This window comes from uncultured Parabacteroides sp. (assembly GCF_902493135.1).
GTDB lineage: Bacteria > Bacteroidota > Bacteroidia > Bacteroidales > Tannerellaceae > Parabacteroides.
The window spans coordinates 119,224-135,782 of record NZ_CABUOD010000009.1 but is presented as its reverse complement, the minus strand read 5'-3'; the positions used below and the strand labels follow the sequence as shown (position 1 = coordinate 135,782).

At 38.9% G+C, this 16,559-nt stretch carries 15 protein-coding genes and 4 pseudogenes; 15 read left to right on the top strand and 4 right to left on the bottom strand.

Annotation, left to right across the window (positions count from 1 at the left end):
- Positions 1 to 329: 329 nt before the first annotated feature.
- The 6 genes and pseudogenes from RDN79_RS06310 (at position 330) to RDN79_RS06285 (ending at position 4,901) form a co-directional block, all read left to right on the top strand.
- A complete protein-coding gene (locus RDN79_RS06310; protein ID WP_308572983.1) occupies positions 330 to 1,622 on the top strand; it encodes an MATE family efflux transporter in 1,293 nt (430 codons plus the stop codon).
- Positions 1,623 to 1,636: 14 nt separating this feature from the next.
- Positions 1,637 to 2,259, top strand: a pseudogene (locus tag RDN79_RS06305) (CatB-related O-acetyltransferase).
- Positions 2,260 to 2,531: 272 nt separating this feature from the next.
- Positions 2,532 to 2,783: a hypothetical protein gene (locus tag RDN79_RS06300; protein WP_308572985.1), complete on the top strand. Its 252-nt coding sequence runs from the start codon at positions 2,532 to 2,534 to the stop codon at positions 2,781 to 2,783.
- On the top strand, positions 2,740 to 3,162 hold the full coding sequence (locus tag RDN79_RS06295; protein WP_036632769.1) for a hypothetical protein: 423 nt from the start codon (positions 2,740 to 2,742) through the stop codon (positions 3,160 to 3,162). Before RDN79_RS06300 ends, RDN79_RS06295 begins: the two co-directional genes overlap by 44 nt.
- 162 nt (positions 3,163 to 3,324) lie before the next feature.
- A pseudogene (locus tag RDN79_RS06290) lies at positions 3,325 to 3,492 on the top strand (DNA-binding protein); the annotation flags it as partial.
- Positions 3,493 to 3,692: 200 nt separating this feature from the next.
- Positions 3,693 to 4,901 (top strand): site-specific integrase, encoded by a 1,209-nt coding sequence (locus RDN79_RS06285; RefSeq protein ID WP_308572981.1) that lies wholly within the window; start codon positions 3,693 to 3,695, stop codon positions 4,899 to 4,901.
- A gap of 52 nt (positions 4,902 to 4,953) precedes the next feature.
- Here the strand turns inward: RDN79_RS06285 and RDN79_RS06280 are convergent, their stop codons facing one another.
- From RDN79_RS06280 to RDN79_RS06270, 3 genes are all read right to left on the bottom strand, one after another.
- Positions 4,954 to 5,985: a TIR domain-containing protein gene (locus RDN79_RS06280; protein ID WP_308572979.1), complete on the bottom strand. Its 1,032-nt coding sequence runs from the start codon at positions 5,983 to 5,985 to the stop codon at positions 4,954 to 4,956.
- 460 nt (positions 5,986 to 6,445) lie between these two features.
- Entirely contained in the window at positions 6,446 to 7,288 is an 843-nt protein-coding gene (locus RDN79_RS06275; RefSeq protein WP_308572978.1) for an RteC domain-containing protein, read from the bottom strand.
- Positions 7,289 to 7,306: 18 nt separating this feature from the next.
- Complete coding sequence (locus RDN79_RS06270) at positions 7,307 to 8,194, bottom strand: radical SAM protein (protein ID WP_308572977.1); 888 nt, start codon at positions 8,192 to 8,194, stop codon at positions 7,307 to 7,309.
- A 157-nt stretch (positions 8,195 to 8,351) separates the two neighbouring features.
- On the opposite strand from RDN79_RS06270, the gene RDN79_RS06265 reads away from it, so the two are divergent.
- The 8 genes and pseudogenes from RDN79_RS06265 to RDN79_RS06235 all read left to right on the top strand — a co-directional run bounded on the left by RDN79_RS06265 (position 8,352) and on the right by RDN79_RS06235 (position 13,711).
- Positions 8,352 to 8,705: a helix-turn-helix domain-containing protein gene (locus tag RDN79_RS06265; protein ID WP_308572976.1), complete on the top strand. Its 354-nt coding sequence runs from the start codon at positions 8,352 to 8,354 to the stop codon at positions 8,703 to 8,705.
- Between the two features lie 177 nt (positions 8,706 to 8,882).
- A complete protein-coding gene (locus RDN79_RS06260) occupies positions 8,883 to 9,347 on the top strand; it encodes a hypothetical protein (protein WP_308572975.1) in 465 nt (154 codons plus the stop codon).
- On the top strand, positions 9,344 to 9,730 hold the full coding sequence (locus RDN79_RS06255) for a hypothetical protein (protein WP_308572974.1): 387 nt from the start codon (positions 9,344 to 9,346) through the stop codon (positions 9,728 to 9,730). Before RDN79_RS06260 ends, RDN79_RS06255 begins: the two co-directional genes overlap by 4 nt.
- Positions 9,731 to 10,224: 494 nt before the next feature.
- Positions 10,225 to 10,578 (top strand): Arm DNA-binding domain-containing protein, encoded by a 354-nt coding sequence (locus RDN79_RS19055; protein ID WP_374044492.1) that lies wholly within the window; start codon positions 10,225 to 10,227, stop codon positions 10,576 to 10,578.
- Positions 10,494 to 10,847, top strand: a pseudogene (locus RDN79_RS19050) (site-specific integrase); the annotation flags it as partial. The gene RDN79_RS19055 and the pseudogene RDN79_RS19050, both read left to right, overlap by 85 nt.
- A gap of 350 nt (positions 10,848 to 11,197) precedes the next feature.
- Positions 11,198 to 11,476 (top strand): annotated as a pseudogene (locus RDN79_RS06245) (hypothetical protein); the annotation flags it as partial.
- A 113-nt stretch (positions 11,477 to 11,589) separates the two neighbouring features.
- A complete protein-coding gene (locus RDN79_RS06240; RefSeq protein WP_298549349.1) occupies positions 11,590 to 12,774 on the top strand; it encodes a CHC2 zinc finger domain-containing protein in 1,185 nt (394 codons plus the stop codon).
- Between the two features lie 7 nt (positions 12,775 to 12,781).
- The gene (locus RDN79_RS06235; RefSeq protein ID WP_298549351.1) at positions 12,782 to 13,711 is read left to right on the top strand and encodes a cation diffusion facilitator family transporter; all 930 of its coding nucleotides are present in this window, start codon (positions 12,782 to 12,784) and stop codon (positions 13,709 to 13,711) included.
- Positions 13,712 to 13,791: 80 nt separating this feature from the next.
- Here RDN79_RS06235 and RDN79_RS06230 read toward each other — a convergent pair whose 3' ends face one another.
- Complete coding sequence (locus tag RDN79_RS06230; RefSeq protein WP_298549353.1) at positions 13,792 to 15,066, bottom strand: DUF5103 domain-containing protein; 1,275 nt, start codon at positions 15,064 to 15,066, stop codon at positions 13,792 to 13,794.
- Between the two features lie 126 nt (positions 15,067 to 15,192).
- Between RDN79_RS06230 and RDN79_RS06225 the strand changes: the two genes are divergently transcribed.
- The gene (locus RDN79_RS06225; RefSeq protein WP_298549355.1) at positions 15,193 to 16,542 is read left to right on the top strand and encodes a Na(+)-translocating NADH-quinone reductase subunit A; all 1,350 of its coding nucleotides are present in this window, start codon (positions 15,193 to 15,195) and stop codon (positions 16,540 to 16,542) included.
- The last annotated feature ends 17 nt before the right edge of the window (positions 16,543 to 16,559 follow it).

Below are 16,559 nucleotides of genomic sequence, written 5' to 3'. Positions count from 1 at the left end.
GATAAAATAAGCCTTATTTTCAATATTCGTCTATTTTTTAAATGAAAGAGCCGTGCTGCATATAAAAGAAATCCATGAATTGATAGGTTGAATTTCTTAATTTTTCATACATTTGCGCTATATCAACTAACAAATAGTATTCACTTCTTATGAAACTCTGTATATAGCTACGCTCCTGCGAATAGCCCCCTTCAAGAAAGCTATTCAGCTATTTGACAAATAACGATTTATTTGCCACAGAGATTTTACATCCTTTTATTTATGAATTTACGAGCTGGCAGACCATGTTATGCAGGTCTGTTTGTATCGTGCTATTTTGCAGTTGAGCAATGAATTATACATATAAACAAATATGGCTCATCAACTTTCCGGTGATGATGAGCATCCTCATGGAGCAGTTAATCAATATAACGGATGCTGTCTTTTTAGGTCACGTAGGCGAAGTGGAATTGGGAGCATCCGCTATTGCCGGAATTTATTATCTGGCAGTCTATATGCTGGGCTTCGGGTTCAGTATTGGATTGCAAGTAATGATTGCCCGCAGAAATGGGGAGCAGAATTACAAGGCAACAGGAAAGACTTTCTTTCAGGGGCTATTCTTTTTATCGGGATTAGCCGTCTTGCTTTGCCTGCTGATTCATGCCGTTTCCCCTTATCTATTGAAGCGGTTAATTTCCTCACCGGAAATTTATCAGGCGGTAATCCACTATTTGGACTGGCGCAGCTTCGGGCTGTTGTTCTCATTTCCTTTTTTGGCTATCCGGTCTTTCTTCGTTGGAATAACGTACACAAAAGCCTTATCGTGGTCGGCTGTTACTGCGGTGGCGATCAATATCCCGCTGAACTACTTCCTAATATTCACACTGGAATTAGGTATTTCGGGAGCAGCCATCGCTTCATCTTTAGCGGAAATGGGTTCTTTGATTGTGCTTTGTATCTACACAAGAGCGAAGATAGATAAAGAAAAATACGGATTGAAGCCCGTTTATGATGGAAAGCTACTTATCAAAGTCCTGAATCTGTCTGTGTGGAGTATGCTTCATGCTTTTATCAGCGTAGCCCCTTGGTTTTTATTTTTCGTGGCAATCGAGCATTTAGGGAAAACAGAGTTGGCTATTTCCAATATCACCCGAAGCGTATCAGCAATCTTTTTCGTAATTGCTAATTCCTTTGCAGTCACTACGGGTTCATTAGTGAGCAATGCTATTGGAGCCGGAACGAGAAACGAGCTTTTCTCGATCTGTCACAAGGTTCTGAAATTAGGCTATGCCGTTGGCATCCTATTGGTAGGAATTGCTTTACTCTGTAATCATTGGATTGTGAACTTCTACACCGATAGCGAACTATTAGTGGAATTAGCATTTGCTCCTTTCGTGGTGATGCTATTGAATTACACGTTTGCACTACCCGGCTATGTATATCTTAATGCGGTCGGAGGAACGGGGAAAACCAAAATCACCTTTCTGTTCCAAGTGACAACCACCTGTGTGTATTTAGTATATCTCTATTGGTTGAGCTTCTGTATAGATGCATCTTTACCCCTCTACTTGACGGCAGAATATCTATTTGTGATTCTGCTGGCACTGCAATCTATTATTTATCTGAAAAGTAAACACTATTAAAAACGAATCAAGTTATGATGACAAAAATATATCCACGCACCGGAGATAAGCAAACAGTCTATCTGAATGACCACAAATTGAGGTTGGCGATTATACTATTTACAATGATTTTGTAGCTGATCCCTTGCTGTTTGAGAAGAACAATGTGCTTTATCATTATCCCATCCACCGGGAGAAGTTAATCATTGGCAAGTTCTGTTCTATTGCCTGTGGCACGAAGTTTCTGTTTAATTGTGCGAATCATTCATTGAAATCTCTGTCTACCTATACCTTCCCTCTATTCTACGAAGAATGGGAATTGGAAAAGTCGAATATTACTACTGCATGGGACAATAAAGGCGATATTGTAATCGGCAATGATGTATGGATCGGCTACGAAGCTGTGATTATGGCAGGTGTTCATATCGGTGACGGAGCAATTATTGCCGCACGTGCAGTAGTGACCAAAGATGTTCCACCTTATACCATTGTGGGCGGTACTCCTGCCAAAGAAATACGAAAACGCTTTGACGCAGAGGTAATTCAACAATTACTCATGCTGAAATGGTGGGATTGGTCTACTGATGAAATACGTCAGTGTTTGCCATATATTGCAGAGGGAAAATTGAATGAATTACTAGCCATAATGAAAGAATAAAATATGAACTATATAAAGAAATCATTAACAAGGATTGATGCAGGTCGCAGTTCTTCTGCATAGCTACATTTCGCTATTTTAGAACTCATGCCAGTGAATTATATTTGTAAGAAGCAGGAATTTGAAGTTCACCATTTCTGGAATTGCGACCAATAAGGCTGAATACCCCTTGAATCATTCTGATTAGCAGAGGAACTACAAACAAAACAAGAAATCATTCAGCATACAAAGCAAATGCTTTGATAGATATAATTTATTCACAATTAAATTTTATGCCTATGAATGATTTATTGAGAACGAGGTTTTTCATCTTACTGGCTGATACCTCACAAGAAGTTATTAACACAGAAATGCAAGATGCTTATGAAGATTTTGTGAAGCAAATAGTAACAATTAGCAATTCGGAAGATTATACTCATATCTTCCGGATGCTTAATCTCACCCGTATTGAGATAACCCCTTTAAAGGGGTTGTATCAAGATGGGCAGGGGGAAAAATGCGCTCAAAAATCTATACATTCATAAAGCATTATCCCTAATTGATGCAGAATTAGAGCTACTCAACCTGAAAATTACCCATCCCGAACAGTTTAATTCGCCTGTATCTACAGAGTTCAAGTCAGACCTGTATGTAATTCCTAAGTCTAAAGACTTGGGGATTATTGGTATTGCTGAAATTGTACTTGGTTTGTTTCTTCAAGGAGAGATTACCGGAAAGAATGGAAAACCTGTTTCAGAGGCTTGTTTAGCTCGTGGCTTTGAGCAGCTTTTCAATCTTAAATTCGGTAGTATCTATGATAAGATTGGTGAAGTGTTTACTCGTAAACCGTACAATCTTACTAAAACATTGGACGCTTTACGAAATGCTATTGGTAGAGAAGACCGTAAACGGAAGAATAAATAAAGATTAGAAAAGATGATTCTGCAAATTGTTTATTTATAGCAGTTTATAAACCATTTTTCGGGGAGTAGTTACCTACTCCTCTTTTTCTGCAACCTTGTTTTGCAGAACTTTGCTTCATCAATCGATTGAAAACAATAATGTTGAACTAAAAATTGAAGCAAAATGTATATAGACAACGAAAACTTCGAGAAGTGGATGGAGAAGCTATCCAAGAAACTCACCGAAATCGGGCAAGACTTGAAATTTCTTATCAATACTGATACTGTATTCGATGAAAACGAAAGGCTGTTGGATAATCAAGACTTAGCCTTGTATTGTAGGAGTTTTTTCTTTATATACTGTCCGTGACCGAAGACACGAAAAGGTCACTAAAAGACACACTTTCGTGACCAATTCGTGACCTGTCCACCCTCTAAGATTTTAGGTCACGGAATGTCCAAAATTGGCGGTTTGTTGTCTTGATTTGTCCGTACTGCAAATATCTCATTTTCAGTTTATCAATTTAAGTTTGTAACTAAAAAAAAGAGATTATGAGAAGTACTTTTAAGTTACTCTATTTCGTCAAACGAAATGCAGTAAAGAAAAATGGTAACGCACCGATTATCGCACGTATCACTATTGACCAAGTTGTAGCCCAGTTTAACACCAAGCTGGAAATAAATCCGGCTCACTGGAGCGTGGAATTAGGCAAGGCTTCCGGCAGAACCGCAGAAGCCGTACACATCAATTCCATGCTGGAAAGTATTCGTAGCACAGTTCATCAACATTACCATGCGTTAATGGCGCAAGACGGATATGTAACCGCAGAACTGGTAAAGAACGCTTTTTTAGGCAAGATAGCAAGGGAACGGACTTTGATAGAGTTCTTCAAACAGCACAACGAACAGTATTTGCAAAAGGTTAAAATGAATACCACAGACAAAACCTACTCACGTTATGAACTGACAAAGAAACGGCTTATGGAGTTTATGAAGTTTAAATACTCCGTTTCCGATATGCTCATTAAAGATATAAATGTGGTATTCATTGAAGATTTCCTGTTGTATATCAAGAATAACTATGGGTGCAGCCATAATACGGCTATGAAGTTCGTACAACGTTTTCGCACGGTAGTAAACTTTGCCAAGAATACGGGTTTAGTGACTGCCGACCCTTTCGGGAGTTATCGGGTAAGGTTTGAACGTACCGATAGGGATTATCTGACTATGGAAGAAATTACCACCATTTACAACCACGAGTTTAGCACTAAGCGACTGGAACAAGTGCGTGACTTGTTTATTTTTAGCTGCTATACGGCACTTTCTTACATTGACGTATGCGAACTAAGACAAGAGGACATTCGCACCGGATTTGACGGTAATTTGTGGATTATACGGAAAAGACACAAAACAAATGTTACATCTACCGTCCGGTTGCTGGATATACCAAAAGCCATATTGGAAAAGTACAAAGATAAATTGCCAAACGGTAAGATTTTACCAGTTATCAGCAATCAGAAAATGAATGATTACTTAAAAGAAATCGCAGCCATTTGCGGAATTGAAAAGACCTTGACCTATCACACCGCGCGCCATTCGTGCGCCACTTCGGTACTGCTCGCAAACGGTGTTCCCATTGAAACTGTATCTAAGATTTTAGGTCATACCAATATAAGAACTACTCAAATTTATGCGAGGATTACCGATTTGAAGGTTAGCAGTGACATGGAAATGTTGGCTCAAAGATTAAATAAGAACTAAAAAAATGGGGTGCAATAAGAATGCACCTCATTTTTTGTAACAGAGCTTAATGTTAAAGAAAAACAAGTCCTAATTCATCAACATATTTACGAAGCACATAAGGGAAATCTTTCATATAACCCCAATAATCTTTTTTCCCAAGCATATCTCTCATTAAAGGATGTTGAAATGTAAAATCAATCATTTCTTGAAAATTTTCAATCGCTTCCATTTTCGTATCTTTATTACTTCTCGACTTCAATATTGTCAAAAGTTCTTTTCCGCTGTCGTATATCCATGGAAAATCCCTTTTTAATTGACTTAAAATTATTAAAAATCCAAATGGATTTTTTCTTCCCCTATTGCTTACGTGAATTAATTCTTCTAAAAACATGGGCTGAAATCTTCTTGCTGTTCGTTTCAACTCCAGTTCAGAATTTCTTTCTGTTCTTTCTATCTGTTCTTGTGCCAAAAGTTTTAATTGTTCCAAACTTTCATACAATTTAGGGTCTGTAGTCCTCAATAGTTTTTGGTTATTACGAGATAAATCCAAAATTTCTTCTAATATTTCAGAATAAGCAGGTGACAAATCTTTTGGGGAATCTGTTACCTCTGTTTCATCTTGAAAACCTTTTATCTTATTTAACTCTTCTTCCAATGTTGGATACCAAACTTCAAAAGCCTTATTAAGCATGGCTTCAGGAATACTAGCTTCCCCACATGCTTTATTAAGGCTTTTCAATAATTTATGAATATCTTCTTTTTGAAATATAGTTGATTGAAATTGTAAAATAGGTCCGTCAACTTCTGACCTCTTAATATCAAACAAGAAAGGACTAACAAATGACTTATCCATTGTTTTGGATAAAGCACCAGCCTCAAAAGATAACCACGGAGCATTTATATTATCTTTAGTTACACATAAAATTCCAAATGTGGAGTTTTCTAACTCTGTTGCAATATCTGTACTCCATCTTGCACCTTTATCTATGTCTTCTGATGAAACATATGGCTTTATTGATTGAATAACAGAAGGCAACCAATCACGAAAGACTAATGCTACATGATGACTCTTATTTCCAGACCAACTTATAAAAACTTTCATAAAACAATATTTTTCTTTAAGGTGATAATAGCAAATATACACACTTATTTGCTATTACACAAAATACTTCAGAAATATCGTTGAAATCATGTTATCGTCAGATAACAGCAAGGTGTGATTTGTGGCACACAAATCTGTTTTCCGTGCCGCAAAACACCTTGGGCAAATTCACTCCGAAGTCGTGTTGCCAATGAAAGAAAGACATTCCCTAACTAAAGATTTTTTCGCTCGTCGGGACGGGTGGTCCCGCCCCTTGCCGCTGGGCGTTCCCCGACCGATGAGTTTATTTTTGTAATTCTGCAATCTTGTTTTATTGAAATATTGATAGCTTGATTGAAAGCAAGATTTCAGTATGGCAGGATTGAATGAAAACAATAAACCATTCAATATTGATTGAAATACTGAATGGTTTATTTATTGCAAGCATATAATTACTTGCGAAAAGAAAATAAAACTCGCATCATGTATCGTTTTCATCCATTCTTCGGAGCAGACTTTTTTGCAATATCTCCAAATACCGAGTTCTATTTATTTTACGACTTCGCATTTCCAAATAAGAATGATATAAATCACCAATATCTATACTGAACACATTTTCAAAATATCCTGCAATCTCTTTTAAAGTAGCCGTCCCTTTATTAAAATCCCCATTCGCTTCTAAAGCATAAATCAGTTCTACCAACGCCCTTTTAGAGCTAGTCCAACGCAAAACAGTTTCTGCAATCAGCCCGTTATCCGCTTTGCGCTGCACAATACGCTCCAATTCCTGCAATCTGTTAGTCAAGTAGATTTTCAACAGCTCGTTGGTAATAATTTTAGCCACTTTAAAATCATACCCGGTTGAATATAGAGGGTCTTTATCAATATGGGAACTGTCTGTACATATTCGTAAATCATTTTGATTTCGGGTAAAATAGTACCTATCCAAATAAGTAGATTTAGAACGGTAATACTGATAAAAGTCCAAGTTCCTACTGAAATAAAACGTCAAACTATCCAATTCTTTATATAAATACTCTCTTTGTGCAATATCACTACCAGTAGGATATTTACTTTCAATGACATATATTTTATTGTAATACAAATACTTGCTCAATACTTCTGGCTTATACTCCTTAAAAAAAGAGATTTCTTCCGTTTCATCAGCAAACTGATAAGCTAATATGTATTTTCTCAATTCATCACATAAAGGCTGAATAAAACGCATCATATGCAAAGCACTGTCAATGCCCATACAATCATCTATACCGAGCTTTTCTATCTCTGTATTGATTTGGAACAATATCTTATCTACAAATTGCATAGAATATCTTTGAGTTGATTATAAAGACCTAATACTATCTCTATATCGCCTTAATTCTTTTTCTCCAGCATTTTTTATAGCCGAATCCAGTTCATTAAGAACTCTAACTCTATCATTAGGTATTATTCCGACAAACGGGACAGTGTTTGATACCGTATTTCCTAATAAAGTTGTTTTTATATGAAGTCTTGAAATAAAAGTCCGTAGTTCCAACAACCTTTCGTGTTCGGTAGCTTCTACAAAAGAACCATGTTGTATTTCCTCGTATAATTCTGATTCGGAAAATACGGTCAGTGATACAAAGTTTACGGTAAAGGGGTGCAACTGATTGAACACATTGGCAGTATTAATAGCGTTCCGTTCTCCCTTGCCTTTTCCTGCAAGCCCTATCAGATACACGAGGTTATATCTGATATTTGCTTCTTCCAGCTTCTTGCATTGCTCGATAATATCATTAGCCGTATATCCCTTGTTCATTACTGCCAATGTATTATCATCGCCCGATTCTGTTCCGATACTGATACCGTCAAAACCTAAATGACGCAGGTTCTTCAATTCCTCTACTGTTTTTGGCTTAATATCTGAAATCCGAGCAAACATACCGATACTTTCACAATGACGAAGATATTTCCTGATTAGAAGACCTAAGTCAAGCAGCCTGTTATAACTTAGCACAAATGGATTAGCCCCCGTTAAAAACACTCGCCGGGCTTTGGGCTGGTAACTTTGTATCACTTTCAAATCTTCTTCGACTTCCGTAATGGGAGATAGACGAAACCTTGTTCCATGATATAAACTACAAAATTTGCACTTGCTGTGAGTGCATCCGGCTGTTACCTGTAAGAGTTGGGAACTTGCTTCGTATGGTGGTCGCCATACTTGTCCCGTAAAATGTAATAGTTCCATATAATTATGAATTAAGCACTTGGAATTAATTATTTTCCGTATTTTTGCACTTGCGAAGGTAGGATGTTCTTTTTGAATAAAGAAGAACTATACTATCTGTCAGCCACTTACGTTTGAGTTAGTTTTTCTCAATATCAATGTATTTAAGGACGAAAAAATGCGAAAAAAGTTAGATTACGATTACTGTTCTGCTTCCCCTATACTGGAATGGCTGGGTGACAAATGGGCTTTAGTTGTCCTATCGAAGTTACATGAGAATGGAGTAATACGTTTCAATGAACTATACAAAACAATTCCTTCTATATCGGAAAAGATGCTTTCTGCTGTCTTACGTTCATTGGTGACGGACGGATTAGTAGGTAAAAAAATATATCCCTCAGTACCACCCAAAGTGGAATATTATGTATCTGAATTTGGAGAAACTTTAATCCCTCATTTAGAGCAGTTGAAACAATGGGGGCAAGAAAATTTTGAAACAATAATGGAGAATAGGCGAAAAAATAAGTATTAAACAAAAAAAGATATTATACAATTAGAATATGTCTTAAAAATATATCCTCTCCTATGGAGATTAGTGAATTTAATGTTAAGGGATTACTTCCCAAAAAGTAAAAAATAAGTTGACTGTAATTGAGGAAGTGGAAAAATAACTAAATAATTTATGATAGAGTAATAATATGAAATACATATGATTAATAATTTGGAAAATATTATTGTAAATGGCTGTTCTGTATTAGGTTTTGCTGTAAGTATCTACACTCTTATAACAGCCAAGTCAATCAAATCGTCAATTAAAGCAACTCAGAATAAGATTATTTTTAGCCAAATAGCCCCAAGTGTTATAGAGGATATAAAAATTTTAAACATTGAATTAGTTAATAGTAATAGTGAAACAAGTATTAAAAATACCCTTTATAAGATAAAGACTAAAATAGATATATTACTACGTTCTATTCCTATAGAATATAAAAACGAATGTCTGAGTGTAAAAAAGCAAATAGAAAAACAATATAAAGCAACTATTACATTAAATGACAGTTTGAAAAATAAAAAATATATATCCAAAAACGATATTTGGGATACATACAATAAAATAACAGGAATAATCGATTATATTCAAAATATCATAAACGAAAAAAGAATTATATCATGAATAAAGATAGTCAAGAAAAAGCTACACTTGTAGTCAGTAAGATATTAAGAGATACTTTAGAAAATAAAATTCAATGGAGTATATATCCATCTCGTAACAAAATTAATTTGTTAAAAAATGAGACCTTACATGGTGATGTATTCTACGTGATGTTAGAAAATCGATATCTTAGAATATATTGTTATGAAACCCCTGTCAATAATTCCTTTATAGTGAATTCTACCGAAAAATGGGAACTAAAATATCGCTTAGAATTTTTTAATAATAATAGTGGTATTGATGAGTGGGCTTTTCCTAATACGAATTCAATATATGATTTATACGAAACAATTAAGATACAAGTTTCTAAAGTAGAAGAATTCTTTGATTCTTTTTTAAAATAGTTTTTAGTGCAAGGTGCAAGTATATATCTATATATAGCTTGCACCTTGCACTAACCTTAGAATGTTTATTTTCAACGGTTTGCATAATCCAAAAATAATGTGTACATTTAAACCCAAGATGTTGGCAGACAGACACCGGACAACAGCAGACAGTTTTTAAGGACTAAAGCATGACGGATACAAAGTCGAAATTTCTGAAAGTACTGATATTGAGGAATAAATAACGTTTGGTTCATAACCCAGGCGGATCACTGAAAAACAAAAGAAAAATCAAGCAAATCCCTGATATTCAGACATTATCAGGGATTTCTTTTTTCTGGCAGGTAGCAGAAAATAGCCGTTTCAAGCATATTATCGGTGGATAAATCGTGGGACTAAAATTTAGTTCAAAAAAGTCCCACGAATTTGCATCTTTCTCTCTGATTCATAGTCTTTTGCATAGACTTACTTTGGAAGAGAATACATAGTTTTGTAACTTTAAAAACGATGTAAAAATGGCTCGAAAATCATTTTCTGTATTGTTCTTCATCAAGAAAGGCAAATTATTAAAGAACGGAGAAGCACCCGTGTGCATGAGAATCACCGTAAACGGCTGTATGGTAGATATTTCTATCAAAAGAAGCTGTCCCGTAAATCTTTGGAATCAGGCTAAAGAGAATTCAAAAGGCAAAGACCGTATGTCGGTGGAACTGAACCACTACTTAGAAATCACCCGTTCCCACGTACACCAAATTTATAGAGAACTGGAAACTTCCGGCAAAGTTATACGGCTCTCTCGTACATTGATGTATGCGAACTTACCCAAGAAAACATTCGCACTGCATTTGATGGCAATCTTTGGATTATGACCAAACGCCACAAAACCAATGTTGCATCTAACATCCGACTGCTAGATGTACCCAAAGCCATTCTTGAAAAGTACAAAGACCAGTTACCAAATGGAATGATTTTACCGATTATAAGCAATCAAAAAGTTAATGATTACCTGAAAGAAATTGCAACCATTTGCAACATAAACAAGAACCCGACCTTTCATGTTGCTAATCACATGACTTTCTGTCCTTTATTGAAAATCAATGCATTACATTGTACTTTTAATAAACAGGTAACGATTTAGAAACGAGCAAGCTACTTTATTTTGCTTCATGATTACTTCGTTCGTACAGAAATCATGAACTTTTAAACCGCTACTTTCGTAGCGCGAATAGATTGATTCGAACTCTTTAAGATTCCACATAACTTTTTTGGGGCAAAGGTAGCGGAGAAAAGAGGGACAAAAAATACGGGGTAGACCGAATGCTTACGTTTTGCGGATTATATTTTCTTTATATTTGTCCTTATTAGGGGCACTTTAAATTAAACATCGTTCCTTGAAATCTTTGATAATCGCATAGTTATGTATCTTTTTGGAGCATGACGATTTGAATTGAAAAGTTGTTTTAGCTTCGCCCAAAAGCTAAAAACAATGAATCGAGGCAAATTGTACATGATGTAAATATGCCGGACGAGTTAAACTATGAAAAGGGAAGTTACTATATCATGGATAAAGGATATGTTGACTTCACTCGTTTACATAAGCTTCACACCGGCGGTGCTTACTTCGTTACACGCGCAAAGGGTAATATGAGATTCCGCAGGATGTATTCTCTACTGGATAAAACATCTGTAAGAGAGATGCTTACCGATTGCGATTACAAAAATGTCAAAGAACTGAATTATAAACAATTGAAAATCAGCTGGGACTAAGTGCCCAGCAGTGATTTGTCTTTTGAAGTAAATAAAAAATATTTTTAAGATGTTATCAAGGTATTAATTTTGTAAATATATACATATGTATTTTTCCGCAACTACGAGAAAAAATGATACAAACTTTAAGACAGCGGATTGTTGAAGCAGTCCATTTAGAAAATGTGGCCAATCTGTATACAGAATTGGCCAAAGGAAGCAAATCAGGAAAAACCCTGAGATGTAATTGCTTATTTCATAGAGATGAAGGTAAATCTTTTAAAATAAGATTAACGGAACAGATTTATGAATGTAGTATTTGTAAGGAAACAGGCGATGCTGTTGACTTAGTTCAAATCATGGAAGGATGCAACGAGGCGGAAGCCTTGCACATTCTTGCTGAAAGGTTTAATATCCCGATTGAAAAGTCGGATAACCTCGATACACGGCAGGAAGAGTGTCAGGCAGATGTAAGCGTTCTGCATTCTATCCATGAAAACAAGGAATTCAACATGATATTTGAGTCGTTGGATTTCTGCAAGAGTGATAGTGCTCTGTTCATAGCCGGTCATAAGTATCTGGAACTGGGCGTAAGCCCGGCGGTACTTCCCGATCAGTATGAGCAGATTGCTGGTGCCATGCTATTTCCTGTCCGGGACGGGAAAGGCGTACTGCGAGGCTTCCTGAAGTATATGGTTGAAGAGAAAGAGCAGGGATGTGTTTGTTATCCGCCAAATCTCGCGGATGACAGTCTGTTAGGTCTTTACCAGGCAGTAAATGCGATCGAAAAGCTCGGATTTGTCTATTTGGTATGGAACGGCAAGGACTTGTTGACTATGCATATTGCCGGTTTTACCAATACGGTGGCATGTTGCAACGGCCATTTGACCGATCAGCAGATTCATTTGCTTCTGCAATATACGAAACGGGTCGTTATCATTCATACCGGTGAAGTACCCAAGCAAGTCAGGGCGACCAAGACAGCCGCCCGTTTGTCGTTTGCATCGGCGGTGCCTTATCGCTTATCCTTGTTCAAAAGGGATCTTTCTGCTTTATACAGGAAGTTAGGGGCGGCTAAATTTGAATATTTTATCCGCCAGGTTACCCGTTTGATATTCCTGAATGCCTTGCTGGATAAGTGGGTGATGGAACAGCAGGTTCTTACCGGACAACTGAAAGGAGCGAAGTCGAAGGTAGAAATGGCCGAAATACGGTCCTGCCTGATTGCCATCCGGAACAAACAGGATAAGCTTTCGAATATTTTGGATGAGAATTGGGAACATTTGAGTTGGTTTTTGGATAAATTTGTTGGTAATTAGAAAGAATATGAAAGAACATATCAGAAAAAGAAAAATCATGGCCGTGACCCTGATCGGCTCTCTTGCCAATTTTCTGCTGTTGGTTTTCAAATTCGCGGCAGGTGTGTTAGGGCACAGTAGCGCCATGATAGCGGATGCCGTCCACTCGTTATCCGATTTCGTGACGGATCTGATCGTTTTGCTCTTCATTAACATATCGTCCAAACCGAAAGACGAAGGGCATGATTACGGGCATGGGAAATATGAGACTTTGGCTACCACGGTCATCGGGATCGTCCTGATGTGCGTGGGAGCCGGCCTTTTCTGGGACGGTGCGAATAAGATTTTCGGGTTTTATTTTAGGGACGAACAGTTGGAAAGCCCTGGTAAGATCGCGTTGATCGCCGCTATTGTCTCAATTATAGTAAAGGAAGCTCTGTATCGTCTGACGTTATATGTCGGAAAGAAAGAGAATAGCCAGGCTGTCATCGCGAACGCCTGGCATCATCGTTCGGATGCTTTTTCTTCTATCGGGACGGCGCTGGGCATTGGAGGAGCTATCCTTTTTGGGGATAACTGGCGTGTGCTGGACCCGATAGCTGCCGTGATCGTCAGCATCCTGATTGTGAAGGTGGCATTCCAACTGGTCATACCTGCAATTAATGATTTGCTGGAAAAATCTTTACCGGGCGAGATCGAAGATGAGATCCTTTCCATTATAAATGAGACGCCGGAGGTCAGGAACCCACATAATCTATGTACGCGTAGGATCGGTAATGATTTTGCCATAGAAGTACATATTCGGGTCGACGGGCAGATAACCGTAAACCGTGCGCATGAGCTGACGAAAGAGATCGAAAATAAGTTACGTTTGAAATTCGGCCCGGCAACCCATATCGCCCTGCATGTCGAACCTATAAAGGAAAAAGACGAGGAAAGTCTTTTCCCTTTACGGTGAGAATCTTTTCTCATGCTGGTGAGAATCTTTTCTCATCAGTATGGGATCGGGTGAGAAAAACAAACGAATTGTTCGTAGGCTTAGAATACCTGCATTTCGTTCCTTACGGTCGTGACACCGATCAGCCGGTCGTAGCGGGCACCCATCGGACGGTAATACACATAGATGCTATATTCGTTTTGCGTCTGGTAGTAATTGCCTTCGATCGGGCCTGTCTGGCCGACGGTGGAGCCGGTCGGGACAAACAGATACTGGTAATTGTAACTACCCTGCTTGAGAAGTACGGCTTTCTCATATTGCTTCGTTTCGAAGTTATAGCCCATCTTGCTCTTTTCATCCAATACATTATTAAATAGCTCGCCGTTCAGATAGACGCTCCCGTCGGGCAGCGGATCGCATGCAAGCGTAAAATGTACGATGTAATAATCGGCTTCCGTATCCGGGTCGTTACAGTCGCTGCAACGGATGAAGAAGCGGCCGTCCTGATCCTGGTCGTATTGGTAAGTGCCTTTATTCCGCTTGTAATCGGTCATAAGTTCCACATTATAATAAGGATTGTGGAAAGTGATGTTTTCGACATGCATGCCATTATATTTATTACTCAGGAATTCCATGCGGCGGTACTCGTTTCCGGCCGGAAAAATAAGGTTGCGGTTATACGTATAGGAGATTTGGTTTTCGAGGATACTCATCGGCTGCAGGTCCGTCACGGCATTATCCCGCCGGTTATCCTGGTAAACGAATATCTTCAGATCCGTCTGCGGATAAGTGATCGGAAAATTCTTGTTGTTGATATTGAAACTCACCTGCTGGTGGCTCTGGTTGGTGTCGATATCCGTGTTCCCGCTGACTGAAGCTGAAATGTTGACAACCGGTTCTGCCACAGAGAAACAGGCCGTGAAAATAATCTGGTCGGGCGTATCTTCGTTGTAAACCTGGATGGCATAATTGCCGGAGACCTTGAACTGGATGTCGTCGTTCGGAAGCAACAGGCGGTAGTTCGAGTATTGGGTCGTTGTCCCGATGGAATTGGCAAAATCGTCGATGGTCGTTCCTTGGAAACCATTCATATATTCGATCGGACTCAACTGCGATTGCGTCCAGTCGGCATTGCAATGCACCACATTGTAGGCATATCGCGTGTATCCGCTGCCCAAACCGTCGAAATTGATTTCGATCCGTTCTTCTCCTCCCAAAGCGATATAAGGCTCGGATATCAACTCGCCGGCGACTTTCACCTGAAGCGTTTTTATCTGCTTGCTGTTGACATTGGTGAAGTACTTCACCTGAGCGTTTGCCCCGATGGAAAGGGCAAAAAGCATCACAAATAGTAAACTGTACACTCTCTTTTTCATATTTCTTTCTTTGTCGGTGCAAAATTATGGAATTATTTCTTTATTTATTTCCTGTTCCCTGCTTTAAAGCATGAAAAATTGCTTACTTTTGCGGGAAAATTACATATAAACAATTTTAGTTGTATCATGGCAAATGTGATTAAGATTAAAAAGGGTTTAGACATTAATCTGAAGGGCAAAGCCTCGGACGTACTGTTAAACGGAGCGAAAAGCGATAGTTACGCTGTCGTTCCCGATTATTATAACGGTATTGTACCCAAAGTTGTTGCCAAAGTAGGAGAAAAAGTCAAAGCCGGTTCTGTGTTGATGATCGATAAGAACCGCCCGGAGATCAAGTTTGTTTCGCCTGTCAGTGGCGAAGTAACTGCCGTAAATCGAGGAGAGAAGCGTAAAGTGCTTAGCGTGGTCGTGAAGCCGGAGGCGCAGATCGAGTATGAAGATTTCGGTAAGAAAAATGTAGCTTCCCTGAAGAGAGAAGAGGTAAAGGAGGCAATCCTGCATGCAGGTATGTGGCCGTTTATCAAACAACGTCCGTACGACATCGTCGCCTCGCTGGCTGACGAGCCGCGTGACATTTTTGTTTCTGCATTCTATTCCGCACCGTTGGCTCCGAACTTCGATTTCATCGTGAAAGGACAGGAGGCTGATTTCCAGACAGGATTGGATGCGCTTGCAAAACTTACCGACGGCAAGGTGTATGTCGGCATCCGCAAAGGTTCTTCCGTCAGTGTGAAAGGCGTAGAAACTGTAGAAGTGGAAGGACCTCATCCTTCGGCTAATGTGGGAGTACAGATCAATCACATCAAGCCTGTCAATAAAGGCGAAGTGGTTTGGACGGTCAGTCCTGCCGACGTGATCGTAATCGGCCGTTTGTTCAACAAGGGGGTTGCCGATTTCAGCCGCCTGGTCGTGATAACCGGTTCCGAAACGACAGAGAGAGGATATATCAAGACAATCGCCGGTTGTACGATCGGCAGCCTGGTCGACGGAAAGATCATGAGAGGCAACGAAGATGTCCGTATCATCAGCGGTAACGTGTTGAGCGGCACGAAGGTGATGAAAGACGATTATCTGGGCGCCTATGACAATCAGATTACGGTTATCCCGGAAGGCGACGAAACTTACGACTTCTTCGGCTGGGCGACTCCCGGTTTCGGAAAATACAGCGTGAGCCACTCTTTCCCGGCCTGGCTGATGGGCAAGAACAAGGAATACGTGATAGACGCCCGTATCAAGGGGGGAAAGCGTGCCATGATCATGTCCAACGAATACGAAAGCGTGTTCCCGATGGACATCATGCCGGAATATCTGTTGAAGGCTATTATCGCATTCGATATCGATAAGATGGAAAACCTGGGTATCTATGAAGTAGCGCCCGAAGATTTTGCCCTTTGCGAATTTGTCGATACGTCCAAACTTGAAATTCAGAAGATCGTTCGTCAAGGACTGGATGTGTTATACAAGGAAATGAATTAATAACATTAAAAATTAGA

Coding starts and splice junctions, on each gene's coding strand:
- RDN79_RS06310 (WP_308572983.1), top strand. CDS start 330: ATGAATTATACATATAAACAAATATGGCTCATCAACTTTCCGGTGATG.
- RDN79_RS06300 (WP_308572985.1), top strand. CDS start 2,532: ATGCCTATGAATGATTTATTGAGAACGAGGTTTTTCATCTTACTGGCT.
- RDN79_RS06295 (WP_036632769.1), top strand. CDS start 2,740: ATGGGCAGGGGGAAAAATGCGCTCAAAAATCTATACATTCATAAAGCA.
- RDN79_RS06285 (WP_308572981.1), top strand. CDS start 3,693: ATGAGAAGTACTTTTAAGTTACTCTATTTCGTCAAACGAAATGCAGTA.
- RDN79_RS06280 (WP_308572979.1), bottom strand. CDS start 5,985: ATGAAAGTTTTTATAAGTTGGTCTGGAAATAAGAGTCATCATGTAGCA.
- RDN79_RS06275 (WP_308572978.1), bottom strand. CDS start 7,288: ATGCAATTTGTAGATAAGATATTGTTCCAAATCAATACAGAGATAGAA.
- RDN79_RS06270 (WP_308572977.1), bottom strand. CDS start 8,194: ATGGAACTATTACATTTTACGGGACAAGTATGGCGACCACCATACGAA.
- RDN79_RS06265 (WP_308572976.1), top strand. CDS start 8,352: ATGCGAAAAAAGTTAGATTACGATTACTGTTCTGCTTCCCCTATACTG.
- RDN79_RS06260 (WP_308572975.1), top strand. CDS start 8,883: ATGATTAATAATTTGGAAAATATTATTGTAAATGGCTGTTCTGTATTA.
- RDN79_RS06255 (WP_308572974.1), top strand. CDS start 9,344: ATGAATAAAGATAGTCAAGAAAAAGCTACACTTGTAGTCAGTAAGATA.
- RDN79_RS19055 (WP_374044492.1), top strand. CDS start 10,225: ATGGCTCGAAAATCATTTTCTGTATTGTTCTTCATCAAGAAAGGCAAA.
- RDN79_RS06240 (WP_298549349.1), top strand. CDS start 11,590: ATGATACAAACTTTAAGACAGCGGATTGTTGAAGCAGTCCATTTAGAA.
- RDN79_RS06235 (WP_298549351.1), top strand. CDS start 12,782: ATGAAAGAACATATCAGAAAAAGAAAAATCATGGCCGTGACCCTGATC.
- RDN79_RS06230 (WP_298549353.1), bottom strand. CDS start 15,066: ATGAAAAAGAGAGTGTACAGTTTACTATTTGTGATGCTTTTTGCCCTT.
- RDN79_RS06225 (WP_298549355.1), top strand. CDS start 15,193: ATGGCAAATGTGATTAAGATTAAAAAGGGTTTAGACATTAATCTGAAG.